Origin of the sequence: Bradyrhizobium sp. AZCC 1693, assembly GCF_036924745.1 — a bacterium.
In the GTDB taxonomy this organism is placed as follows: Bacteria; Pseudomonadota; Alphaproteobacteria; order Rhizobiales; family Xanthobacteraceae; genus Bradyrhizobium.
The window spans coordinates 1,701,520-1,723,777 of sequence record NZ_JAZHSD010000001.1 but is presented as its reverse complement, the minus strand read 5'-3'; the positions used below and the strand labels follow the sequence as shown (position 1 = coordinate 1,723,777).

Below are 22,258 nucleotides of genomic sequence, written 5' to 3'. Positions count from 1 at the left end.
GCGCTTGCCCGATGATGTTGGCTCACGAGGTCAACATGCAGCGCTTGCGGCTGAAAGCGGATGGACGGATCGTCGAACTGCGGGACGGGCAGGAGTTCCCGCTTGCGCCGATGATGCCCGAGTCCAAGCCCGCGACGCTTTCAGCCTTGCCTGATGCAACGCCGGGCGAAACCGGCACGCTGCCGGCCGTGCGTGACCTGCGCCGCCGCGCGCAGCTGACGCAGATCGAATTCGCGGCACGGCTCGGCGTGCCCGTCGAAACCATCCGGAACTGGGAGCAGGGCAAGCGTGTGCCCCGAGGGCCGGCGCGGGCGTTGCTCGCCGTGATCGCCCATTCGCCGGAAACCGTCTTCGCAGCGCTTGCCACGGAACCGGAGCCCGTCTAGTTCGCGGTTTGACGCGTTCCGCAACCGCATCCATTCCGGACCAAGTCCAGCGCAGGATCTCGCTCGAAAACCCTATCTGTTGGCACGGCCGTTTCCACAGCCCATAATGGGGCCGGTCCGCGGATACAACCGATGCTGTTTGTCGAAGCCAATGGCGCAAAAATTCCGGCGATCGGGCTGGGCACCTGGGAATTGCGCGGACGCGCCTGCGCGCGCCTCGTCGAGCAGGCATTGCGGCTCGGCTATCGCCATATCGACACCGCACAGATGTACGACAACGAACGCGAGGTCGGCGAAGGACTGCGCCTTGCGGGCGTCAAGCGCGATCAGGTCTTCCTCACCACCAAGATCTGGCCCTCGCATTTCGCGCCCCACGATCTGGAGCGTTCAGCCAAGGAAAGCCTGGTGCGACTGCGCCTGACCGAGGTCGACCTGTTGCTGCTGCACTGGCCGAGCCCGCAGGTGCCGCTGGTGGAGACGCTGGGCGCGCTGGCGCGGGTCAGGCAGCAGGGGCTCGCGCGGCATATCGGCGTGTCCAATTTCACCGTGGCCCTGATCGAGGAGGCGGTGGCTTTATGTCCGGAACCGCTGGTGTGCGACCAGGTCGAGTACCATCCCTATCTCGACCAGAGCAAGGTGAGGGAGGCCTGCGCGCGCCACGACATGGCGCTGGTGGCCTATAGTCCGGTCGCCAGGGGCCGCATCAAGAGCGACCGCGCCTTGCTGCGGATCGGCGACCGCTATCGCAAGACGGCGGCGCAAATCTGCCTGCGCTGGCTGGTGCAGCAGGGCGTGGCGGCGATACCGCGAACGTCGAAACTCGAGCGACTCTCGGAGAACATCGAGATCTTCGATTTCGAGCTGTCGGAAGCGGACATGCAGCAGATTTCCGCCATGGGCAGCGCCGGCGGCCGGCTCACGGATTTCGGATTTGCGCCGAAATGGGATTGAGGAGTGGCCGCGCCAGCCTCGGAATGACATTCCTGGCCCGCTTCAACGTCACGCTGACCAACGGCGCGCTTGAACTCACGCCCCGCGTTCTCAATTAATCTGGCTTTCTGGAATGCGGAGTTCGGCTCGCTAACTCCCCATCGCCCGCCACGCGTTCGAGGCGAACTGCCGCCGCCAGGTCACGATCACGACCAGCGCGGTCGTCGCCAGCAATACCCAGGGGCTGACGAACCAGCCGAGATAGCCGAGCGCGAAGAAGAACGCGCGCTGGCCGCGGTTGAAGTGCCGCCCCGCCGCCTCGAACAGCCGCGTCGTGCGCATCACATGGGCTTCGGCTTCCGCGGTGTCGCGCTGTGACGACGGCGGCATCGCGCCGAGCAGGATCGCGACATAGTTGAACAGGCGGTACGACCAGGCGAATTTGAAGAAGGCGTAGATGAAGATCAGGATCAGCCCGACGCATTTGACTTCCCACAGCGCAGGCGAGGGGGTGAGGTCGACCGGCAGTTCACGCAGCACGGCCAGCGCATCGTTGGTCGCGCGCAACAGCGCCAGCGCGCCGCCGATCGCGATCAGGCTGGTGGAGGCGAAGAAGGCGGTGCCGTTCTGCAGCGAGGCCATGATCTGCATGTCGACCATGCGCGCCTCGCGATCGAGCATGTTCCGCACCCAGACCTCGCGAAAGCGGTTCATGCGCGCCGACAGGCTGTCGCGGCCATAGGCCGTATGCTCGAGCGTGAAACCATAGGCCAGCCATTCGACGACGAAGAATGCGACGGCGGCGATATCGACCCGATAGGCGCCCATGTGGCGAGATCCCCGGTGATGGCTAGGCAATCGTGATGTACAGGTTGAACGGGTGCGGTGCACTATGGCAAGATGCCGGTCGCAACAGGATTTCCCCCGAAAATGTTGAAACTGGTCATCGGCAACAAGAACTATTCGTCATGGTCGATGCGGCCATGGCTGGCGCTGCGCGCCAACGACATTCCGTTCGAGGAAGTGTTCATCCCGCTCTACACCGACGACAAGGCCGACAAGGACCGTATCCTCGGCTTTTCCCGCGCGGGCAAGGTGCCGGCGCTGATCGATGGCGACGTCACGGTGTGGGACTCGCTTTCGATCATCGAGTATCTCGCCGAGAAATTCCCGCAAGTGAGGCTGTGGCCGGAAGACCGTGCCCGCCGGGCGCATGCGCGCTCGATTTCGGCGGAAATGCATTCGGGCTTCGTGCCGCTGCGCAATGAATGCGGCATGAACCTGCACCGCCCGGTCGGCGCGATCGATCTGTCGGACGACGCACGCGCCAATGTGGCCCGCGTTCAGGAGATCTGGGCCGATTGCCACAGCCGTTACGGCAAGGAAGGACCGTTCCTGTTCGGCGCGTTCGGCGGCGCGGATGCGATGTTCGCGCCGGTGGTGCATCGCTTCCGCACCTATGCGATCGAGGTGAGGGGCGAGGCGCGGCATTATTTCGATGCGATGATGTCGTTGCCGGCATTCCAGGAATGGACCCGCGCCGGCCTTGCCGAAACGCTCGTCATCGAACGGTTCGAGACAGTCTGATCTCGCGCGCCCTGCCTGCAGTCGGGCGGGGCGCGCCAGGGCTCCCCGCAGCCTGCGGCATTCGATCTGTCACCCGCCGAACTGTCCTATATCGGGAAAGGCGGCCTGAATATTGGGCAGGGGGATTCTCGGGAACCGCAAGAATTGCCGCTTATCGCCCTGAAAAACATGCAGAATTTGCGCATTTGCCATGCCTCGATGTTACTGGCTTTTGGGGGGCCGGCTGTGCTAGGTTGCCGCAGGGTTCTCAAGTCGGCCGAAAGCTAGCGGGACCGTGAGCGCGGCCGGCGTTCTTGCGTAATGGAGAGGGCGTTGAAGCATAAGTACTCCGTTGGAGAGACTGTCTATTTTACTGCCAGCAACGTTGCCCGTCCGGCCGCCAGCGGCACCTATGAGGTGATCCGGCTGCTGCCGACTGATGGCGACGACTGTCAGTATCGCATCAAAAGCTCGACCGAAGCTTTCGAACGGGTCGCCAAGGAAAGCCAGCTCGCAATTTCCTGAAACAGTTGTGTGCAAGTAGCCGGCTGACGGAGTTCCACCTTGGGTTGCCGTCAAAAGGCCCCGTTCGCAGAACCATTCTGCCGAAAAGCGAATGCGACAAAGCCGCATTCGTCTTTCGATCGCGTTTGATGCTGCGTTAAGGGACACCGCGCATGAACTGGGCATGGGCTGCTTCGCTGGATCAAATCTGGCACTCGCCGAATCTTCCGTTGTACCTGACGCTGGCCACGGCCGGATTTGTCGGGATCATCGTTCTGATCACGCTGCTGCGCTCGGAGAGATCCGTGGCTAACGGCGTGCTTGCGCTCATCACGCTGCTCGCAGTCGGGGTCGCCGGGGCCGTGAGCTTCCGCGGCTTCGGCACGGCAAATGTGGTTCCGTCGACGGAGGCGCGTCCGGTTCAGATAGCGACCGCGCCGTTGCCGCAGCTTTCCTGTATTGACGAACTGGCCGGCGATGCCGTCCTCGCCGCGTGCGAGAAGGCTCTGTTCGGTTCGGCTGAGGCGGTGGCTGCGGCCGTGGCCTACGCCGCCTCGCAGATCACGCTGCTGACCTCGCTCGGAGATGTCGCCACCGCGAACAAGGGTGCCGGCTCCGACCTGCTGGCGTTGCGCCGCGCCGTCGAGCGCGACCGTTACGGGTTGATGGCCTATGTGCTGACGGCGCGGGACCGCTGCACGTCATCGAATTGCCGCGCGTTCCGCTCGCTGACCGAGACGCGCCAGATTGCGGCCAACATGGAAGACCGCGTCTATGAAAGCCTGGTCATGCGCTACGCGGCGTCGTGGAACACGCCGCAGGCCGCGGCGGGCATGATCGCGGCGCTGCCGCCGTCGGTCCCCACGGGCAAGCCCACCAACGCCGAATTCCCGACCTCGGCCTCCACCCCGCCGGTCAACATCATGACGCCCGAGCCGCCGCTAGGCGCCGCGCCGAAGCCGTCGTCTGCAACTGCGGCTGCGCCGGCGTCACCTGCCGCGCCGCGTCCGGCCGCGGCGACACCGCCGGCATCGCCGCCGGCGCAGACCGCCGCCAAGAAGCCGCCGCCTGCGCCGAAGCGGCCGTCTAATGCAGCGCCGGTCCAGCTTGCGCCGTCGGGTTCGGCGCCCACAGCTGATAACAACGAGTGATCTTTTCAAAGCGCGCGCGGGCCGCTACATCGGCGGGATCATGCCGCTTCATCTCATCAAGCTTGCCGTCGGCTGCGAGTCAGTCAAGGAACTCAAGGGCTGGGTTGCCGAACGCATGGCGACCGCCAAGAAAAAGGGCCTGCCGCTTCGCCACGTCCACATCACGCGGATGACGCCGAAGCGCGACGCGGAAATCCTCGCGGGCGGCTCGCTCTATTGGGTGATCAAGGGCGAAATCGCCGCGCGCGAAAAGATCATCGCGATCGAGCCGTTCCGCGACAAGGACGGTATCGGGCGGTGCCGTCTGGTGATGCAGCCCAAGGTGTTTGCGGTCTCGCCGCGGCCGATGCGTCCGTTCCAGGGCTGGCGCTATCTCGCCGAAGACGCCGCGCCGCAGGACCTCACCAAATCCTCAGCCGCCAGCGTGGCCGCGATGCCGGAACCGATGCGGCGCGAATTGCGCGATCTGGGCCTGCTCTAGCTTCCTGTTTTCGCGCGTTTTCTGCACGCGAAGCGGTACGCGCGCGCTACGGCGACGCTGACGTCACGATGTGCAGCCTGATCCATTCGGACGGCGGCATTTCGGTCTGACGTCTTGTTTCCGAATTCCGGTCGACGATGTCGACGAGTTCCGGTTCAACGCCCATGTCCCGCAGATAGTGACGCAACTGCTCGCCATATTGAACGGTCAGCCCCTGGCGCCGTTCTTCGGAGACATTGGGCGCCAGCCGGTTTCGGATCGACATGCCGCCGAGGACCATCCTGGTGCCGGCGGGCAGGGTCCGGTGTACGCCGCCGGCCAGCGTCAGCACGCAGGCGAGATCGCAACTTGTGTCGGTCAAGGTCACCTTGGCATCCAGCGGCCCGCCCGGACGCTTGAGCGCGAAACATTCCGTCTCGTTTTTTCCATTGCAGGCTTCGACGTCGGTCGTCCCCGCTGAGGTGTCGATGCCATGGTCGCGCAGGATACGCCCAAGGCTGGCCGCGACGTTGAGATTGGAATCGCCCCAGGCATGGATGATCACGGGAAGCTTGCGTCCGGCCTGGCGGTCGAGGATCGCGATCAGCCGCTTGTGGGTGTCCCACTGAACGGTGCCTTCGGCGGCGATCCATTCGGAACAGCCTTTCCCGCAGGCGCCGTCCGCACCGTGCGCGACGTAAAAGATCATGGCATTGACCGGCGAACCGATGCCGCCGACTGCCGGCCGGTGAGGGTCCTGAGCCTGCGCGTGGCCGCCCGCAGAAAGACTGATCAGCCCTCCGACGATGGCAGCGCGTAGCGACATGGCATTCCCTGCAAGATCCGGCAAATCCCTCGGCGCGGGATTTTCGATCCTGTGCTTGCAGCGTGCAAGGCAGTCCCGGCTACTTACACGCCGATGTTATCGATCAGGCGCGTCGTGCCGAGTTTTGCGGCGACCAGGATCCGCACCCGCCCGTCCTTCATCGAGGTGATCGGCGCCAGCGTCTCGGCGTGCCGGGCCTCGAAATAGTCCAGTGCGAAGCCGGCGGCGCTGATCAGTTCGCGGCCGGTTTCCATCGCGGCCGCCAAATCCTCGCCGGCCTTCAGCCGCTTGGCGCTTTCCTTCATGGCGCGGTAGAGCGTCGGCGCCGTCTGCCGTTCCTCCGGCGAGAGGTAGACGTTGCGCGAGGACATCGCCAGCCCGTCGCGTTCCCGCACAGTGCGCGAGCCGATCACCTTGACGCCGAGGTCGAGATCGGCGGCCATCCGCGTCACCACCCGCAATTGCTGAAAATCCTTCTCGCCGAAAATCGCCACGTCCGGCCGGACTTGCGTGAACAGCTTGCCGACCACGGTGGCGACGCCGCCGAAGAAATGCGGCCGGAAACGATCCTCGAGGCCGGCGGTGGCCGGACCTTCCGGCACGATCCTTGTGGCGAAGCCGTTCGGGTACATCGCCTTGACGTCGGGATTCCAGATCAGGTCGACCTTCTCGGCGGTGAGTTTGGCGACGTCGGCCTTCCAGGTGCGCGGGTACGAACCGAAATCCTCCGTCGGTGCAAACTGCGTCGGATTGACGAAGATCGAAACGATGACTTTTTGCGCGCGGCGTCTGGCCAGCCGCACCAGCGACACATGCCCGTCATGGAGCGCTCCCATGGTCGGCACCAGCGCGACGGCGGCCTTTCGGGTGCGCAAGGCCTCGACGGCGCGGCGCAATGCGGGAACGGTACGGACGACCATGGGACTTCGCGACATCTGGCCTCGATCTCTTGCAGCTTCTGATGGGGTGAGGGGGCCGGCCGGCCCCGAGCCTTTCGGCGGGCGCGCCGACCTTATAAGGCCGGAGCTTTGCCGCCAAGTTTGCTTGGGCAAGGTTGCTTGGGAATGGCAAGGCTGTGGCCAGCTCAACGCGAAAGCCGGACGCGCGCCCTGCTGGTTGAAAAGTCCGCGGGCTGATCGCGGCGACGGAACGAACTCCGCACTGTCGGGATTCATCATTAAAGACACGCTGCGAGTGAATTGAATGCGTCGTCGCGCATTTCACTTGACGCGCAGCCGCGTGTGATTTGAAGATATCGAGCGGGGGTTGAATCATGTTGGTTCAGGCGAGTCAGGGTCAATTCGGTTCGGCGCATGTCGTCGTGCTCGGCAACGAGAAGGGCGGGTCGGGAAAATCCACCTCTGCCTTGCATATCGCCGTTGCCCTGATGAAGGCCGGACAGCGTGTCGCCACCATCGATCTGGATTGCCGCCAGCAGAGTTTTACCCGCTACATCGGCAATCGGAGCGCGTGGGCGCGCCGCACCGGTCTCGACCTCGAAATTCCGGTGCACTACTGCGTCAAGCTCGGCGAGACGATGCAGATCGCCGACAATGAAAATTCCGAGTTCCAGCAGTTCATGGAGGCGGTGAGCGCCATCGAGCGCGCCTTCGATTTCATCGTCATCGATACGCCGGGTTCCGACTCCTACCTGATGCGTCTGGCGCACTCGATGGCCGACACGCTGGTGACCCCGATCAACGACAGCTTCCTCGATTTCGACGTGCTCGGCACCGTCGATCCCGCGACCTATTCCGTGACCGGCGAGAGCCATTATGCGGAGATGGTGCGCGACGTCAGGCGCAAGCGGCGCCAGATCGACGGCGCCACCACCGACTGGATCGTGGTGCGCAACCGCCTGTCGATGATCGGCTCGCGGAACAAGCAGCTGGTCGCTGACAGCCTGAAGGACCTTTCGCTGCGGCTCGGCTTCCGTTCGATCGACGGATTTGCCGAGCGGGTGGTCTACCGCGAATTCTTCCCGCGTGGACTGACGGCACTGGACGACCTCGACGAGGCCACCCTCGGCACGCGCCCCAGTATGGGCCATGTCACGGCGCGCGAGGAAGTGACCAGCCTGTTGCGTCAGTTGAAACTGCCGCTCGACGAACGCGGCCGCCGCCGGGCCGCCAACCGCGCCGAATGGTTCACCCAGGTCGACAAGCCGCTCGAAGTCCACGACATCATCGGCGACATCATCAGCGCCTGACCTCCAACAACTTGCCGACTTCCCGGCCTATCACGGCTGGATCACCGTCATCCTGAAGGGACCGCTATGGGCGGCGGCATGCGCGACCGCCTCATTGGCGCGGTCGAGACCGAAGGCTGCGATCTCGAAATGATCGAGGTCGACCAGGCCTGCGCGGATCAGGCCGGCCATCAGGGTGGCCGCATGCGGCGGGTACATCCATTGCCCGCGCAAGGTGATGCAGTTTCGCATCATCCATGGGTAGGGCAGGTCGAGGCCGGCGCCGCCTTGCATGCCGACACCGCCCATCAGCACCACCCGCCCGTAAGGCCGCACCGCCAGGATGGCGGTCCGTACTTGCATGGCATTGGCTGCGGGCGGGAGGATGTCGAGCACGCAGTCGATCGGGCCGGGCGCCGCCTGCAGGATGCGGGCGCGATCGTCGGCCTCGTGGCCGCGCATCGGCACGGCCCGGACACGGGCGCCGAACCGCCGCGTCAGCTCGGTCAGCGCCTGCTCGTTCCGGCCGGTCGCGACCACGCATTGCGCGCCCATGGCAAGTGCAACGGCGACCGCGGCGCTGCCGAAACTGCCGGTGGCGCCGTTGACCAGCACGATCTCTCCGGCTTGCAGTTGCGCGGCGAGGAAGCCGCCGTAGGGCACGAGCAGCGTGCCGAGCGCGCACCATCGCGCGGCGTCCTTCGCGTCGATGTCGCCGATCGGAACCGCGTTTTCCGTCGGCAGCCGCATTTGTTCGGCCCAGGCGCCGTCGTGGAAATATCGCTGCAGTCGCAGGCCTCCTTCGCTGCCGGCGGTGAGGCCCTGCAGGGCGATGTCGGGCGATAGCGCATTGTCGCGTGAGCGCACGGTCGGATCGCAATAGACCCAGTCGCCGGGACGAAGCCGGGTCGCATCGGGGCCGGTGGCGCGGATGCGGCCGATCGCGCCGGGGCCGGGCACCACAGGCAGTTCCAGCAGGTATTTTCGCTCCCCGCTGAGGACCTCGTTGGCGTAGGCCAGCACGCGGCTCGCCGCGACGTCGACAATGACCTCGCCGGTGCCGAGATGCGGGTCGGGGACGGTCTCGATCGCAAGCGGCGATCCGAATGCATTCAGCACGGCAGCCTTCATGGGATCTCCTCATTTCGATGAAACCGCATTCTCGCGAGCCTTCAGGGTCTCAACAAGACCTGGTATTATCCTGGGACCGTTGGACCCTCTCAGGCACGGCGCGCATGGCGGCATCAGGCATGAATTCGAGGCAAAGCGAACTTGGCGACTTCCTGCGGTCGCGGCGGCAGAAGCTGACGCCGAAGGCGGTCGGCCTGCCGGTGGGCCGGCGGCGGCGTACGCCCGGCCTGCGGCGGGAGGAGGTGGCCGAGCTCGCCGGCATCGGCGTCGACTGGTACGTCCGCCTCGAGCAGGGACGATCCGTCAGCCCGTCGGTTGCGACGATCGACGCGTTGGCGCGCGCGTTGCGGCTGACCAAAGCCGAACACCGGCATCTGACGGAGCTGACGCAAAATGCCGACCGGCGCCCCTTCGTCCGCGAGACCGTTCCTCCGGCGATCCGGCGCACGGTCGAACAGCTCAATTTGCCGGCCTATGTCACCGGACGACGCTGGGACATTCTCGCGTGGAATGCGGCTGCGGAGGAAATCTTTGCCTTCAGCCGGCTGGCGGAAGCCGATCGCAACAGCCTGCTGTCGGTACTGACCAACCCCGCGACGCGGCGGCTGTTTGGCGCATCATGGGCGGATGAGGCCAGACGCATCGTCGCCCAGTTTCGCACGACGCATGACCTGTGGGCCGGCGATCCCGCCTTTCGCGACCTGCTGGCGCGTCTGCGCGAAGGCTGTCCCGAATTCGCGAGCTGGTGGGAGGCCCACGACGTCAGCGGCGTGGCGGCAGGACGCAAATCCTTGACCCATCCCAAGAAGGGTCGGCTCAAACTGGAGTATGCGAGCTTCCAGGCCAATGACGACCCGGCATTGAAGCTCGTCATCTACACCACGGTCTGAACTCTCGGAACGTTGCCGGTACTGTCGCACCAGCGGGCGATTGTTCCCGGGAACCAGTTCTGCATTTGCTGGTTTTCACTAGACTTTTATCTAGCCCTCGAACCAAAGCTTGATGGGAGACGTCGTAAGGAAGAACGGGGTCAAATTGTCGGGATTGAGCCGCTGCACAATGGATAGGTGCATCGCACAACGATCAGGCGGTCGATACACAACATTTGGCCTTTATGTCACGCCATCGTGACATATATCATCAACAAGGGACCGAAAGAGTCTCAAACAGGGTTGGCCCCTAGCGGGGCGCGAGGACGAAGACGAATATGAAACGTGGAATTCTCGTTCTGCTTTCACTCTCCGTGCTGGCCACTGCCGGGTATTTCACCGCGAGCAAATGGGCGATCAAGCACGAGACCATCGCGTTCCGGGATCCCGCCCGCGACAACCGCTTGGTGGCGGTCAGCGTTGCCGTTCGCCGCGACAAGGAAATGCAGGCCAATAGCGGCTTGATCAAACTGCCAGTTGCGATCCTCAACCACGGCAACACCGTCAAGAACACCGAGTATTCCTTCCTCGCAAACGTCTTCGCCTGGCGCGGCTACCTCGCGATCAGTCCGCAGCACGATCTGCCGACCGATCCGCCTATGGTGACCAAGGTCGGTGAACCCTATGTCGGCCGTCTGCCGCAGATTCAGCGCGGCGTTGCCAACATCCATTTCGCCATTCACGAAATGAAGAAGGTCCAGCCCAACGCCGACTATGAAAAGGTGACGATGGTCGGCCATTCGATGGGCGGCGACATCACGATGTATTTCGCCAAGGAGTTTCCGGACGAAATCAAGAAGGTCGTGACGCTGGACAATCTGCGCGTGCCGTTCCTGACCGAGGGCAAGTTCAAGATCCTGTCGTTCCGTTCCAAAGATACGCATTTCAAGCCGGACCCTGGCGTCGTGCCTGACGACGAGCAGTGCGAGCAGGCCGGGATCACGGTCGTGAACACCGGCTTCCAGCATAACGACATGCGGGACACCGGGCCTGACGCCGCCAAATCCTCGATCCAGTCGATGCTCGATAGGTTCCTCGACGAGTCCGACAAGAGCGGCGCTTTGAAGCCGGTGCCGACCAAGGTGCCTGATATTCTGACCGCCAGCCCGGGACCGGTGCCGCTGTCCGTCCCGCTGGCCAGCAATCCGGTGCCGAACAAGCCGGTTACGAACTAGGCGGGCGGCAATCACCCTGCGTTTGCGGCGGCGTCACCACCCGGCGCATTGACCGGCGCCAGGCGTCGTCCCACATAGAGCTTGCTGCTTACAAGCGAGCGCTCATGGCCGGCGAACCCATCAAACCGAAATCGGCAGGCGATGTTGCGTCGGCAAAGGCCGAGGCGGCTAAAGGCGGCCCGTTGCCGCAGACCAAGCCGTCGGCGGCGGAAGATATCGCAGCCTTCGTGGCGAAGGCGCGGGCGATGTCGCCGCACCGACCGGGCGCCAGGGGCAGGCTGGTGTTTGCGCTCGACGCCACCATGAGCCGGCAGCCGACCTGGGACATGGCCTGCGCGCTGCAGGCCGACATGTTTCGCGAGGCGGCCTCGCTCGGCAGCCTCGATATAAGGCTGGTCTATTACCGCGGCTTCAACGAATGCCGCGCCACCGGCTGGATCTCCGATTCCGCGCAACTGGCAAGGTTGATGGGCAAGATCGATTGCCAGGGCGGCAACACCCAGATCGGCAAGGTGCTGTCGGAGGCGCGCCGCGAGGCGGTGGCGTCCGGCGTGCGCGCCGTGGTGTTCGTCGGCGACGCCATGGAGGAGGCGGTCGACCATCTCTGCGCCAAGGCCGGCGAGCTCGGCCTGCTCAAGGTGCCGGTGTTCATGTTTCAGGAAGGCCACGACCCCACAGCCGAACAGGCCTTCCGCGAGATTGCGCGGCTGACCGGCGGCGCATGGTGCAGGTTCGATCCCGGCGCCGCGGCGCAGTTGCGCGAGCTCCTGCGCGCCGCAGCAGCCTATGCCGCGGGCGGTCGCGAAGCGCTGCTGGCGCTGTCGAAAACCGCAAGCGGCGCGGCCGCGCTGATCGGCCAGATGAAGTGATCTGCGTTGCCCTGGTTGAGCGACAACGCAGATTCAAGGCAGCGCTCCACCGCTGACAGTCGGCTCCAGATCGACCGTTCAGCGATCCCCCACCTCAGAACGCTACCTTGATGCCGCCACTGACGCCGAAATCATTGCCGTCGGTTCGTGCAAATGTGGAGACAGCGTTGACGGTGGCGCTGACATTGCCCGTAATCGCCGCCGCGATGCCGGCAGCAACCTTGCCATAGGTCCGGCTGCGGCTGTCGATCGGCGTCAGCACCGGCAATAACGGCGTCGTCACCTGCGTCGTGATCAGCGTGCGACCCGAGCCGATGAAGTCATGCTCGGCGGTTAGATTCACGAACGGGCTGCAAATGCCATTGCCCATCGCAAAGGGCGTGCGGAACTGTACGCCGGCGCTGCCGGTCAGATTCTCCAGTCTTTGCGCGTTGACGATGTTGGTGAGCAGAATGTCGCCGGCCTCGGTATATCCTGCGATCTGTGCGTTGGTGTAGGCGAGCCCGGCGATCGGGCCCACGCGCAGCCACCCGGCGTCGAACAGGTAACCGGCCTTTCCCGCGAGCGTGAAGGTATCCGCATGGGTCGAGCCGCGGATGGTGTCGATGATGCCCTGGCGATCCATCGCGTAAGCCTGGCGTCCATAGGCGAACAATCCGTCGGCAAACCAGTTGGCGCGGGTATAGGACGCGTAACCGCCGATCTGATACGCGTCGATGCTGTAGTGCGCGTTCTGAACCGCGAGGTTGACGTTCGGCTGCGAGTAACCGAACACCAATCCGGCGCGCAACTCGGAACTGACTTTGTACTCGATGCCGAGTGTGCCGCCGACCGAACGGTAGTCGTAGCTCGACAGGAAGGTCTGTGAGTCACGGCTGCCGCCGATATAGTTCACGTCACCGTAAACCGACCACCGGTTCTCCGCCACCGCGCGCGGCGGCGCCTTGGTCGGACCGTAGGCTGCCATGGCGTTCATGGCATTTCCCATCGCGTAAGGTGTGAATGAGCGATACGCGTCGAGCCGGCCAAATACCGAGCTCGCAAAACCCATGGCCATCGCCATCGCTACGTCGCCTTGCGGCGCGACCGTGAGCGGCGCGTCGATCTGGTTGGCCATGTAGCGGGCGATCAATGCAAAACCTGCGCTGGTGGGATGAATCGTGTCCCAATAGAAATAGCCGTTCTGAACGGCCGCCGAAGCCGCAAGGCAACCCGGAATCCCCAATGCGACCTGACAACCGCTGGCGCTGGCGAAGCCATATTGCGCGGGATTGGCGGCTATTCGGGCCTGCAAGGTTTCGAAGTCAAACAGAAAGATGCGCGTGCCAGAACGGGCGGCAGGCGCGAGCTGTTGCTGGAGCTGTTGAAAGTAGGTTTGGGCCCATTGTTCGCGCTGCGCGAATGTCAGGGCCGGATCGCCAAAGGGGGCAGGGAAGTAGAACGGATTGCCGGGGCTGACCCAGGCGATATTATGCGCGCCCAGTGCGATCAGTTGTTGAACGCCGGTCACCGCATTGGTGGCGGAGGTGGTCGCCAGCGCGCTGATCTGCGCGAGGCTGTTGGCGCTGGTGAACTGGGCCTGATCATTGCCGCCGATGGACAACGCGATGAGATCGCGCGAACCAAATCGCTGGCCGCTCGCCGCAAAGGTCGCGATCTCCTGAGCAAATCCCGGCAGCCCGGGAATCACATTGGTATTGCCGGTCTGCGCGCCGCCGATCGCGTAGTTCGTCAGCGTCGGCAGATTGTAGGTGGTCCGCAGCGTGTCCACGAAGTTCGTGCCGCCGCTGAAGCGGCAGGTCGGATAGGTCGGCGGGCCGGCGGGGCAGGGAAAGCCGAGCAGGCGGAACGCGCCTCCCGGTGCGGATCCGGTGTCGGCGTAACTGTCACCAAAGCCGGTGATGGAAGTGAATGGCGTGCTTTGGGCCAGCAATGGCGTATGAGCCCCCGCAGTCAGCATGGCACTCAGCGCTGGAAGAAGCGCCCGCCGCAAACCCCGCCGAATGGCCGAAATAGGCTCCCGCCCAATAAATCGCTGTCCGCGTGTTCTCATAGCGCCCCTCCATGATGACCTGGCGTTCCCCGCCGTTGCAAATATTGTTCACACTATGAACTGTTCATGTCAATAACAGTCTGACAAATGATTTGCACAGGGCCCGGCAACCGGGCGATGAAAGGGGATCAGGTCGATTGACGAGAGAATCAGTGTGTCCGATCAAGCGCTCCGCGTGCCGCGTCAGCCGTCCCGTCCGAAGAAGGCTCGAAGCGCCGAGAGAAAACGGCGCTCCGCCGTGCCTGCGAACGAACCGGGCGCGCCCATCAGCCTTGCGCCGCTCAACCGGCTTGCGGGTTATTTGATCCGCCAGGCCCAGTTATGGGTGTTCCAGGACTTCAACGAGACCCTGGCTCCATTGGACGTTCGGCCGGTGCAGTTTTCGATACTGACGCTGATCGGCGAGAATCCCGGTCTTTCCCAGATGGCACTGTCGCGGGTTCTCGGCATCGTCCGATCCGGACTGGTGCCGCTGCTCGACAGCCTGGAAGGCCGCGGGCTGCTCAAGCGGTCCGCGTCCACCACGGACCGGCGGTCTCACGCCTTGTATTTGACCGCCGACGGTAGGACGTTGCTCGTCCGCGCCAACGCCTTGGTTGGAGAACACGAGGAACGCCTGAGACAAAAGGTCGGTCCGTCCGGTCACAAGCAGTTGCTGAAGGTGCTGGAGGTGTTCGGGCGCGGCATCTAATGCCTGAACCCGACAATCGCCGACCATGATTTTTGCCGGCGGGCGGCCTATATTGGAACCATGCCAACCCTGATTGCCGGCGTCGTCGCCGTTGTCCTTCTCTACTTGCTGCTGCAGATGTTTCGTGCGGCGAACCCGGTCGTGCTCGCGCGCGCGATCAAGATCGTGGGCGGCGTCGTGGCGCTGGCGGTCGCAGCCTTTACCGGCCTGCGCGGCGAACTTGCGGTGGCCATTCCGCTCGGCATCTTCGGTGCGGGCCTGCTCGGCTGGTCGCCGTTCGGGCCGGGTGGCTTCAGCAATATCGGCGGGATCTTCGGCGGCGGGCAGCGTTCGTCGGGGCAGGCCTCGCGCGTCCGCTCGCAGTTTCTCGATATGAGCCTCGATCACGACAGCGGCGAATTGTCGGGCCGGATCGTGGACGGACCGAATGCCGGGCGCTCGCTCGGCGAATTCGACCTGCCGCAGTTGATCGCGATGATAGCGGCCTTCGACGCCGAGAGCGTCGCCTTACTTGAAAGCTATCTTGACCGCCGGTTTCCCGCTTGGCGTCAGAACGCGCAAGGCGACACGGCAGGGGGGCAGCGCCGCGCGGCGCCGGGTGGAAAAATGACGGACGAGGAGGCCTATCAGATCCTTGGCCTGCAGCCGGGGGCGGGGCGTGACGACATCAGCCGGGCGCACCGCGCCCTGATGAAGAAACTGCATCCCGATCAGGGGGGCTCGACGTACCTCGCTGCCCGCGTAAACGAGGCCAAGGATACCCTTCTTCGCACGCATCTCTAGCTAACTCCGGCTCACGCCACCGACGCTACAAACCGAGAGCTGCTTCCGTGCCATTCTCTGACTGACGCCCCACATCGCCCGCCGTTGTCCGGCGTGGTCGATCGTCCATTGCAGGGAAACTTAACCGTAAATTCTTGACGAGAAGTTTTCGCCGGCCGCATTGGACGTGATTGTGCGAGAGCCGTTGCGACCGTGTTTGGAAAACAACAAAGCCGGCGCTTGCGGCGCCGGCCTTGCGAACTTCAACGGGAAAGTCCGGATCAGTTGCGAACGGTCATGCAGGAAATGTCGGCGCGCTTGAGCGTGCGGCATACCGCTTCGGCAGAATCGCGATCGAGACCGGCGAAACGGGCGCGGTATAGCGTGCGGTTGTCCTTGGACACGGTCGTTTCAGTAAAGGGATCGGCCTTGCTGAGCAGGGCGCTGGCCTTGGTGCGTGCGAGATCGATCCGCTGCTTGGCTTCGCTTTCGCTTTCGAGCGCGCCGACCTGGACGATCCAGCCGGTGCGAACCACCGCCGGCGCGGCCGGCTTGACGGCGTCGTTCTGTTGCACGGCCTGCTGCGGCTGGGTACGGGGCGCCGGATCGGCATAGGCGAGCGTCTGCGCGTGCGTGGCTTGCGCCTGCGCCAGGCTGGAAGCGGGCAGCACGCCGAGCACGCCGTTACCGGTGCCGTGCCCGGCCGGCTGCTGCGGCATGGCTGCCCTGAGGGCTTCCCGGGCGGCTTCGGCCTTGGCCTCGGCAGCGTTTGCGACAACGGCGCCGGAGGTCTCGGCGACTTCGGGGCGGGCAGGGATGGCGCTGGTGATCGGCGGCGCCACGGGCTGCGAGGGGCCGGCGGCCGCCAGTTTCATCGGGCCGGCCTTGACCTGGACCGTCTTGACCTTGACCGGCTTCATCGGCTCAGCCGAGCCCGGGATCGCCGATATCGACTGGGACTGAATGACCCCGCTGGTCAGCGGCGCGGGTTCGGGCTTGGCTTGCGGCTCGAATTTGTTCTGCTCGATCTTGGCCGGCGGGGGCAGGGCAGCGGCGGCCGCCGCCATCAGCGACGGCTTTGCCGGCGCGATCGAGCGGGTTACGGGCATGGCTGCGAGCCCCGGTTCGGCGGCGAGGGCGCTGGCAGGCTGAGCCGTTTCGGCCGGACGCGAAGCGGTTTCGGCTTCGGCCACATCGACGGTGCCGTCGGCGGGATTGCGCTCGGTGATCGCGGCCACGGTACGCTTGGTCGCGCCTTTCTCCAGGTTCTCGGCCAGCAGGTTGCGCATGGTGGCGTCACGCGAACCGCCGCTGCGGCCGCCCAGCACCACGCCGACGAGGTGGCGGTTGCCCCGGCGCATCGAGCTCACGAGGTTGAAGCCGGAGGCGCGGGTGTAGCCGGTCTTGATGCCATCGACGCCTTCGACATTGCCGAGCAGGCGATTGTGGTTGCGGATCGACTGGCCGCGATAATTGAACACGGTGGTCGCGAAATAACGGTAGTAGCGCGGATAGCGATCCTGGATAGCGCGTCCCAGCGTCGCCTGATCGCGCGCCGTGGTCAGTTGCTCGTCATTGGGCAGGCCCGACGCGTTGCGGTAGGTGGTCTTGCTCATGCCGAGCGCCCGCGCCTTGCGCGTCATCAGCTTGGCGAATTCGGTTTCATCGCCGGCGATCGCTTCCGCGATCACGACGGCGGCGTCGTTGGCGGAACGCGTCACCAGGCCCTTGATAGCATCCTCGACCTTGAGCGTCTGGCCGGGCTTCAGACCGAGCTTGGTCGGCGCCTGTTCGGAGGCGTGTTCGGAGACTTCCATCTCGGTGTCGAGCTTCATCTTGCCGGCGTCGAGGCGCTCGAACAGCAGATAAAGCGTCATGATCTTGGTCAGCGACGCCGGGCGCCGGATACCATCGGGATTGTTGGAACTGAGCACCGCGCCGGAATTGCCGTCGACGACGATGGAGGAGAACTGCGGGCTGTAGCTTTCGCGCGCGACATGGTGGTGCCGGCGGTGCTTGTAGCGGCGAGCCTCGGCGCTCTCGCTCGAGATCAGGATCGCCGTGGTGAAGGTAATGAGTCCGAGGGCGCACACGCGCAAAGCGCGCGAGCAAGCCAAGGTTGTACGAAGCATTTACTTCCCCGTCCCAATTTCTGTCTTGATCACCGGCTCGTGAGGCAAAATTGTGCCCACCAACCGCTGATGCTCCCCCGTTCGAAGTACCGATCCGGCCATCAGGCGCGGCCGGGTTAGCCGATCAGGTCGCTGTTCTAGCTAAGATGCTGTTCACAAACAGCTTTCAGGCTGTCTGTCGGAAGGCGAACAAGTCCAGGAATCAGGTTAGGCCGAGCGAGTTTCCAAAAGATTAATTAACCGTTGCGTAAGACCCCGGGATTTTGCGCTAATTGGCCACAATTGTGCGTCGCACAATATTTATTGACTTTATTGTGCGGTGCACATATACAGATGGTGGTCAGGGGGCCGGGGACCTCCCGGCAATCGGTTTACACCTGCAGTCTGGGAAAGGACTCCATGATGGTCAAGGTTGAAGACATTCAGAACTACGGCAAAGAGCATCTCGAATCGGTTGCTGCTTCCGCGAGCAACCTGCAAAGCGGCGTTCAGGCGATCGCGACCGCTTATGGCGATTACGCCAAGAAGTCATTCGAAGACACCAAATCGTTCGTTGAAAAGCTCTCCGGCGTGAAGTCGCTGGACAAGGCGCTCGAAGCGCAGACCGAATTCGCGCGCTCGTCCTACGAGACCTTCGTCGCGGAGTCGCAGAAGATCGCCGGCCTCTACACCGATCTCGCCAAGCAGACCTTCAAGCCCTACGAGGGCCTGGTCTCGAAGTTCACGCCGGCCGCGCACTAATTCGTTCGCGATCTGACACTTCGACAATAAAAAAGCCCGGCCGTTGCGGCCGGGCTTTTTCTTGACGCTTGAATTCCTGGCGTCGACGGTAATTTCGCGACGCGCAGCCTGGCCAGCGACTGCCGACTTCGATCGGTGCTGCAATATTGCGCCAGCGGTTTGGCTGCCTTGGCGTTGCCGCAGCCGGCGCGTTGAGCGGCAGGTTGCTGCCCAGCGGAGCGATCACCTCGGACGCCGGAGTGGTGTGAGATATCCGGGCTAAACATGCGAAAACCGGTTCCGCGAAAAAAGCGGGTCAAAACCGGTGCATCGCCCGAACCGGCCGCCAAAAGGGCCTTCTGTCCTCGGCCCGGCTAAACGGGCAGTCGCGGTCCTTTGTCAAATCCGGCAGAAACGATTAACCTTGGTCCAGATAGCCGAGCCGGGAATCGGACCGGTCGCTGGTCGTGCCAGGGCAGTGTCAATGCGCTTGCGGCGACCCGGCGCCGGACCCATATTCCGGGTGCCGATCCGGCCAACGGGTCGGACCGGGCGCGGCGATCTGGAAAAGCGTTGCTGGATAGTTTGCGGTGGCTTACGTCAGGGCCGATCGCGAGTGGACCAGGATACGCTCCGGTCACCCCTTTGGAATTTCGAACGCCTGAGCCATGTTGCAATCAACCTTCAAAGCTTGTTCGTCCGTGCCGGCAAAGTCGTCTGCTTCTGCTCCCCGAATGAGCAATGACGAGAACCGCAACCCCGGAACCGGCGGGCCGTCGACGTCGGTCATCACCAAGGTCAAGCCGAAGACCAAGCGTCCGAACCTGTATCGCGTCCTCATTTTGAACGACGACTACACACCGATGGAGTTCGTCGTTCATGTGCTGGAGAAATTCTTCCAGAAGGACGCCGAAGCGGCCACCAAGATCATGCTTCATGTGCATCACCACGGGATCGGTGAGTGCGGCGTGTTCACCTACGAGATTGCCGAGACCAAGGTCACGCAGGTCATGGATTTTGCGCGCAAGCACCAGCATCCCCTGCAATGCGTGATGGAAAAGAAATAGCCGCGCATGGCTTTCGACCCGGCCGGAGAGGGGAACGGGTCTTGCATTGACTGCGTTGACGAAAGCCGATCGTATTCCCGGTAGTTTTTCGGGGGAAGGGTGCGTGAATTTAGAGGAAAACCACGTTTCCGGAACCGGTCTTTCGCCACGATCGTGCGTAACTATATGACAAGTAATGACGAAGGTTGTTGTTGCCTGACCGGGTAATGGCGATCATGATGACCGGGGGCCACAGAGGACGAGAATGCCAACTTTTTCCCAAAGCCTTGAACAATCCCTGCATCGTGCACTGGCGATTGCAAACGAGCGTCATCATCAATACGCGACGCTCGAACACCTTCTGCTGTCGCTGATCGATGACTCGGATGCGGCGGCGGTGATGCGCGCCTGCAGCGTCGATCTCGACAAGCTGCGCACGAGCCTCGTCAACTATCTCGAAACCGAATTCGAAAATCTGGTCACCGACGGCGCCGACGACGCCAAGCCGACCGCGGGCTTCCAGCGCGTGATCCAGCGCGCGGTGATTCACGTCCAGTCCTCGGGGCGCGAAGAGGTGACAGGCGCCAACGTGCTGATCGCGATTTTCGCGGAGCGCGAAAGTCACGCCGCCTATTTCCTGCAGGAGCAGGACATGACGCGGTACGACGCGGTCAACTATATCAGCCACGGCATCGCCAAGCGGCCGGGCATTTCCGAAGCGCGACCCGTGCGCGGCGTCGACGAGGAGACCGAGACCAAGGGCAACGAGGACGCCAAGAAGAAGGGCGAGGCGCTCGAGACCTATTGCGTCAACCTCAACAAGAAGGCGCGTGACGGCAAGATCGATCCGGTGATCGGGCGCAATTCCGAGATCAACCGCGCGATCCAGGTGCTGTGCCGCCGGCAGAAGAACAACCCGCTGTTCGTGGGCGAGGCCGGCGTCGGCAAGACCGCGATCGCGGAAGGGCTCGCCAAGCGCATCGTCGATTCCGAGGTGCCGGAAGTGCTGGCGGCCGCCACCGTGTTCTCGCTCGATATGGGCACGCTGCTCGCCGGCACGCGCTACCGCGGCGACTTCGAGGAGCGGCTGAAGCAGGTGCTGAAGGAACTGGAGGCGCATCCGAACGCCATCCTGTTCATCGATGAAATCCACACCGTGATCGGCGCCGGAGCCACCTCCGGCGGCGCGATGGACGCGTCCAATTTGCTCAAGCCGGCGCTCGCCTCCGGCACGATCCGCTGCATGGGTTCGACGACGTACAAGGAATACCGCCAGCACTTCGAGAAGGACCGCGCGCTGGTGCGGCGCTTCCAGAAGATCGACATCAACGAGCCGACGGTTGAGGACGCGATCGCGATCCTCAAGGGCCTAAAGCCCTATTTCGAGGACTACCACCGGCTGAAATACACCAATGAGGCGATCGAGGCGGCGGTGCAATTGTCGTCGCGCTACATCCATGACCGCAAGCTGCCGGACAAGGCGATCGACGTGATTGACGAGTCCGGCGCGGCACAGATGCTGGTGGCCGAGAACAAGCGCAAGAAGACCATCGGCATCAAGGAAATCGAGACCACGATCGCGACCATGGCGCGGATTCCGCCCAAGAGCGTGTCGAAGAACGATGCCGAGGTGCTGAAGCATCTCGAGCAGACGCTGAAGCGCGTGGTGTTCGGCCAGGACAAGGCGATCGAGGCGCTGTCGGCGTCGATCAAGCTGGCGCGTGCCGGCTTGCGTGAACCGGAAAAGCCGATCGGCTCCTATCTGTTCTCCGGACCGACCGGCGTCGGTAAGACCGAAGTGGCAAAGCAACTTGCAGCCTCGCTCGGCGTCGAGCTGATCCGCTTCGACATGTCCGAATACATGGAGCGGCACACGGTGTCGCGCCTGATCGGCGCGCCTCCCGGCTATGTCGGCTTTGACCAGGGTGGCCTGTTGACCGACGGTGTCGATCAGCATCCGCATTGCGTGGTACTGCTCGACGAAATCGAGAAGGCGCATCCGGATCTCTACAACGTGCTGCTGCAGATCATGGATCATGGCCGGCTGACCGACCACAACGGCAAGCAGGTCAATTTCCGCAATGTGATCCTGATCATGACCACGAATGCGGGTGCCGCCGACCTCGCGCGCCAGGCCTTCGGCTTCACGCGCAACAAGCGGGAAGGCGACGACCACGAAGCGATCAACCGCCAGTTCGCGCCGGAATTCCGCAACCGGCTGGACGCGATCGTCTCGTTCGCCCATCTCAATGCTGACGTCATCGGTATGGTGGTCGAGAAGTTCGTGCTGCAACTAGAGGCGCAGCTCGCCGATCGCGATGTTACCATCGAGTTGTCGGAGCCCGCCAAGGCCTGGCTGATCGAGCATGGCTACGACGAGCAGATGGGTGCGCGGCCGATGGCACGCGTGATCCAGGAGTACATCAAGAAGCCGCTCGCGGATGAAGTGCTGTTCGGTCACCTGAAGGGCGGCGGCCATGTCCGCGTCGTGCTGGTCAAGGACGAGGCGAGCGCGGACGGCAAGGACAAGATCGGCTTCGAGTTCGTCGAAGGACCGGTCACGCCGAAGCCGGAAAAGCTGCCCGGCGCTCGCAAGCGCAAGCCGAAGCCGGGCGGCCCCAACGGGGGCGGCGGCTCCAAGGGCCCTGCCTCGCGGGGGCCGCTGGTCAAGGTCTGAGCGGCGGATAAAGCGAATTGATAAGCCGGCGCGTCGCGAGACCGCCGGCTTTTTGCTGGGTG

At 63.7% G+C, this 22,258-nt stretch carries 22 protein-coding genes; 15 read left to right on the top strand and 7 right to left on the bottom strand.

Annotated features, from left to right (window positions below; translation table 11 throughout):
* Positions 1-35: 35 nt before the first annotated feature.
* Complete coding sequence (locus tag V1293_RS08535) at positions 36-386, top strand: helix-turn-helix domain-containing protein (protein ID WP_334508434.1); 351 nt, start codon at positions 36-38, stop codon at positions 384-386.
* Between the two features lie 132 nt (positions 387-518).
* A complete protein-coding gene (locus tag V1293_RS08530; RefSeq protein WP_334508432.1) occupies positions 519-1,337 on the top strand; it encodes an aldo/keto reductase in 819 nt (272 codons plus the stop codon).
* 129 nt (positions 1,338-1,466) lie between these two features.
* On the opposite strand, the gene V1293_RS08525 is transcribed toward V1293_RS08530, so the two are convergent.
* Complete coding sequence (locus V1293_RS08525; RefSeq protein WP_334508430.1) at positions 1,467-2,144, bottom strand: DUF599 domain-containing protein; 678 nt, start codon at positions 2,142-2,144, stop codon at positions 1,467-1,469.
* 102 nt (positions 2,145-2,246) lie between these two features.
* Here V1293_RS08525 and V1293_RS08520 point away from each other — a divergent pair, with 102 nt between their 5' ends.
* The 4 genes from V1293_RS08520 to V1293_RS08505 all read left to right on the top strand — a co-directional run bounded on the left by V1293_RS08520 (position 2,247) and on the right by V1293_RS08505 (position 5,018).
* A complete protein-coding gene (locus V1293_RS08520) occupies positions 2,247-2,903 on the top strand; it encodes a glutathione S-transferase family protein (protein WP_334508428.1) in 657 nt (218 codons plus the stop codon).
* A gap of 300 nt (positions 2,904-3,203) precedes the next feature.
* The gene (locus V1293_RS08515; RefSeq protein WP_108517906.1) at positions 3,204-3,407 is read left to right on the top strand and encodes a hypothetical protein; all 204 of its coding nucleotides are present in this window, start codon (positions 3,204-3,206) and stop codon (positions 3,405-3,407) included.
* 152 nt (positions 3,408-3,559) lie between these two features.
* Positions 3,560-4,537 (top strand): hypothetical protein, encoded by a 978-nt coding sequence (locus tag V1293_RS08510; RefSeq protein ID WP_334508426.1) that lies wholly within the window; start codon positions 3,560-3,562, stop codon positions 4,535-4,537.
* 40 nt (positions 4,538-4,577) lie between these two features.
* On the top strand, positions 4,578-5,018 hold the full coding sequence (locus V1293_RS08505; RefSeq protein WP_334508424.1) for a DUF1489 family protein: 441 nt from the start codon (positions 4,578-4,580) through the stop codon (positions 5,016-5,018).
* Positions 5,019-5,064: 46 nt separating this feature from the next.
* On the opposite strand, the gene V1293_RS08500 is transcribed toward V1293_RS08505, so the two are convergent.
* Positions 5,065-5,823, bottom strand: coding sequence for a hypothetical protein (locus V1293_RS08500; protein WP_334508422.1), 759 nt, complete (start codon positions 5,821-5,823; stop codon positions 5,065-5,067).
* Positions 5,824-5,906: 83 nt separating this feature from the next.
* The gene (gene panC, locus V1293_RS08495) at positions 5,907-6,758 is read right to left on the bottom strand and encodes a pantoate--beta-alanine ligase (protein WP_334508421.1); all 852 of its coding nucleotides are present in this window, start codon (positions 6,756-6,758) and stop codon (positions 5,907-5,909) included.
* A gap of 338 nt (positions 6,759-7,096) precedes the next feature.
* Here panC and V1293_RS08490 point away from each other — a divergent pair, with 338 nt between their 5' ends.
* Positions 7,097-8,032 (top strand): division plane positioning ATPase MipZ, encoded by a 936-nt coding sequence (locus V1293_RS08490; RefSeq protein ID WP_334508419.1) that lies wholly within the window; start codon positions 7,097-7,099, stop codon positions 8,030-8,032.
* 30 nt (positions 8,033-8,062) lie between these two features.
* Here V1293_RS08490 and V1293_RS08485 read toward each other — a convergent pair whose 3' ends face one another.
* Entirely contained in the window at positions 8,063-9,142 is a 1,080-nt protein-coding gene (locus tag V1293_RS08485; protein WP_334508416.1) for a zinc-binding alcohol dehydrogenase family protein, read from the bottom strand.
* A 119-nt stretch (positions 9,143-9,261) separates the two neighbouring features.
* Here V1293_RS08485 and V1293_RS08480 point away from each other — a divergent pair, with 119 nt between their 5' ends.
* From V1293_RS08480 to V1293_RS08470, 3 genes are all read left to right on the top strand, one after another.
* Positions 9,262-10,032 (top strand): helix-turn-helix transcriptional regulator, encoded by a 771-nt coding sequence (locus V1293_RS08480; RefSeq protein WP_334508413.1) that lies wholly within the window; start codon positions 9,262-9,264, stop codon positions 10,030-10,032.
* A gap of 317 nt (positions 10,033-10,349) precedes the next feature.
* Positions 10,350-11,246 carry an alpha/beta fold hydrolase gene (locus tag V1293_RS08475; RefSeq protein WP_334508411.1) on the top strand — a complete coding sequence of 299 codons (897 nt, stop codon included), beginning with the start codon at positions 10,350-10,352 and terminating at the stop codon, positions 11,244-11,246.
* A gap of 104 nt (positions 11,247-11,350) precedes the next feature.
* On the top strand, positions 11,351-12,115 hold the full coding sequence (locus V1293_RS08470; protein WP_334508410.1) for a VWA domain-containing protein: 765 nt from the start codon (positions 11,351-11,353) through the stop codon (positions 12,113-12,115).
* A gap of 94 nt (positions 12,116-12,209) precedes the next feature.
* On the opposite strand, the gene V1293_RS08465 is transcribed toward V1293_RS08470, so the two are convergent.
* Positions 12,210-14,075, bottom strand: coding sequence for an autotransporter domain-containing protein (locus tag V1293_RS08465; RefSeq protein ID WP_334508408.1), 1,866 nt, complete (start codon positions 14,073-14,075; stop codon positions 12,210-12,212).
* Between the two features lie 247 nt (positions 14,076-14,322).
* On the opposite strand from V1293_RS08465, the gene V1293_RS08460 reads away from it, so the two are divergent.
* Both V1293_RS08460 and V1293_RS08455 read left to right on the top strand, forming a co-directional pair.
* Entirely contained in the window at positions 14,323-14,859 is a 537-nt protein-coding gene (locus tag V1293_RS08460; RefSeq protein WP_334508406.1) for a MarR family winged helix-turn-helix transcriptional regulator, read from the top strand.
* 60 nt (positions 14,860-14,919) lie between these two features.
* Complete coding sequence (locus tag V1293_RS08455) at positions 14,920-15,642, top strand: DnaJ domain-containing protein (RefSeq protein WP_334508404.1); 723 nt, start codon at positions 14,920-14,922, stop codon at positions 15,640-15,642.
* Between the two features lie 260 nt (positions 15,643-15,902).
* Here the strand turns inward: V1293_RS08455 and V1293_RS08450 are convergent, their stop codons facing one another.
* The gene (locus V1293_RS08450; RefSeq protein WP_334508402.1) at positions 15,903-17,753 is read right to left on the bottom strand and encodes a D-alanyl-D-alanine carboxypeptidase; all 1,851 of its coding nucleotides are present in this window, start codon (positions 17,751-17,753) and stop codon (positions 15,903-15,905) included.
* Between the two features lie 402 nt (positions 17,754-18,155).
* Here V1293_RS08450 and V1293_RS08445 point away from each other — a divergent pair, with 402 nt between their 5' ends.
* Positions 18,156-18,494 carry a phasin family protein gene (locus V1293_RS08445; protein WP_334516666.1) on the top strand — a complete coding sequence of 113 codons (339 nt, stop codon included), beginning with the start codon at positions 18,156-18,158 and terminating at the stop codon, positions 18,492-18,494.
* Here V1293_RS08445 and V1293_RS08440 read toward each other — a convergent pair.
* Positions 18,475-18,720 carry a hypothetical protein gene (locus V1293_RS08440; protein ID WP_334508400.1) on the bottom strand — a complete coding sequence of 82 codons (246 nt, stop codon included), beginning with the start codon at positions 18,718-18,720 and terminating at the stop codon, positions 18,475-18,477. The genes V1293_RS08445 and V1293_RS08440 overlap by 20 nt on opposite strands.
* Positions 18,721-19,207: 487 nt before the next feature.
* On the opposite strand from V1293_RS08440, the gene clpS reads away from it, so the two are divergent.
* Together clpS and clpA are read left to right on the top strand one after the other, a co-directional pair.
* A complete protein-coding gene (gene clpS, locus V1293_RS08435) occupies positions 19,208-19,540 on the top strand; it encodes an ATP-dependent Clp protease adapter ClpS (RefSeq protein ID WP_334508398.1) in 333 nt (110 codons plus the stop codon).
* A gap of 244 nt (positions 19,541-19,784) precedes the next feature.
* A complete protein-coding gene (clpA, locus tag V1293_RS08430; protein WP_334508396.1) occupies positions 19,785-22,196 on the top strand; it encodes an ATP-dependent Clp protease ATP-binding subunit ClpA in 2,412 nt (803 codons plus the stop codon).
* Positions 22,197-22,258 lie beyond the last annotated feature (62 nt).

Excerpts from the sequence above, each read along its gene's own strand:
- V1293_RS08535 (WP_334508434.1), top strand. The coding sequence starts at position 36 with ATGCAGCGCTTGCGGCTGAAAGCGGATGGACGGATCGTCGAACTGCGG.
- V1293_RS08530 (WP_334508432.1), top strand. The coding sequence starts at position 519 with ATGCTGTTTGTCGAAGCCAATGGCGCAAAAATTCCGGCGATCGGGCTG.
- V1293_RS08525 (WP_334508430.1), bottom strand. The coding sequence starts at position 2,144 with ATGGGCGCCTATCGGGTCGATATCGCCGCCGTCGCATTCTTCGTCGTC.
- V1293_RS08520 (WP_334508428.1), top strand. The coding sequence starts at position 2,247 with ATGTTGAAACTGGTCATCGGCAACAAGAACTATTCGTCATGGTCGATG.
- V1293_RS08515 (WP_108517906.1), top strand. The coding sequence starts at position 3,204 with ATGGAGAGGGCGTTGAAGCATAAGTACTCCGTTGGAGAGACTGTCTAT.
- V1293_RS08510 (WP_334508426.1), top strand. The coding sequence starts at position 3,560 with ATGAACTGGGCATGGGCTGCTTCGCTGGATCAAATCTGGCACTCGCCG.
- V1293_RS08505 (WP_334508424.1), top strand. The coding sequence starts at position 4,578 with ATGCCGCTTCATCTCATCAAGCTTGCCGTCGGCTGCGAGTCAGTCAAG.
- V1293_RS08500 (WP_334508422.1), bottom strand. The coding sequence starts at position 5,823 with ATGTCGCTACGCGCTGCCATCGTCGGAGGGCTGATCAGTCTTTCTGCG.
- panC (WP_334508421.1), bottom strand. The coding sequence starts at position 6,758 with ATGTCGCGAAGTCCCATGGTCGTCCGTACCGTTCCCGCATTGCGCCGC.
- V1293_RS08490 (WP_334508419.1), top strand. The coding sequence starts at position 7,097 with ATGTTGGTTCAGGCGAGTCAGGGTCAATTCGGTTCGGCGCATGTCGTC.
- V1293_RS08485 (WP_334508416.1), bottom strand. The coding sequence starts at position 9,142 with ATGAAGGCTGCCGTGCTGAATGCATTCGGATCGCCGCTTGCGATCGAG.
- V1293_RS08480 (WP_334508413.1), top strand. The coding sequence starts at position 9,262 with ATGAATTCGAGGCAAAGCGAACTTGGCGACTTCCTGCGGTCGCGGCGG.
- V1293_RS08475 (WP_334508411.1), top strand. The coding sequence starts at position 10,350 with ATGAAACGTGGAATTCTCGTTCTGCTTTCACTCTCCGTGCTGGCCACT.
- V1293_RS08470 (WP_334508410.1), top strand. The coding sequence starts at position 11,351 with ATGGCCGGCGAACCCATCAAACCGAAATCGGCAGGCGATGTTGCGTCG.
- V1293_RS08465 (WP_334508408.1), bottom strand. The coding sequence starts at position 14,075 with ATGCTGACTGCGGGGGCTCATACGCCATTGCTGGCCCAAAGCACGCCA.
- V1293_RS08455 (WP_334508404.1), top strand. The coding sequence starts at position 14,920 with ATGCCAACCCTGATTGCCGGCGTCGTCGCCGTTGTCCTTCTCTACTTG.
- V1293_RS08450 (WP_334508402.1), bottom strand. The coding sequence starts at position 17,753 with ATGCTTCGTACAACCTTGGCTTGCTCGCGCGCTTTGCGCGTGTGCGCC.
- V1293_RS08445 (WP_334516666.1), top strand. The coding sequence starts at position 18,156 with ATGGTCAAGGTTGAAGACATTCAGAACTACGGCAAAGAGCATCTCGAA.
- clpS (WP_334508398.1), top strand. The coding sequence starts at position 19,208 with ATGAGCAATGACGAGAACCGCAACCCCGGAACCGGCGGGCCGTCGACG.
- clpA (WP_334508396.1), top strand. The coding sequence starts at position 19,785 with ATGCCAACTTTTTCCCAAAGCCTTGAACAATCCCTGCATCGTGCACTG.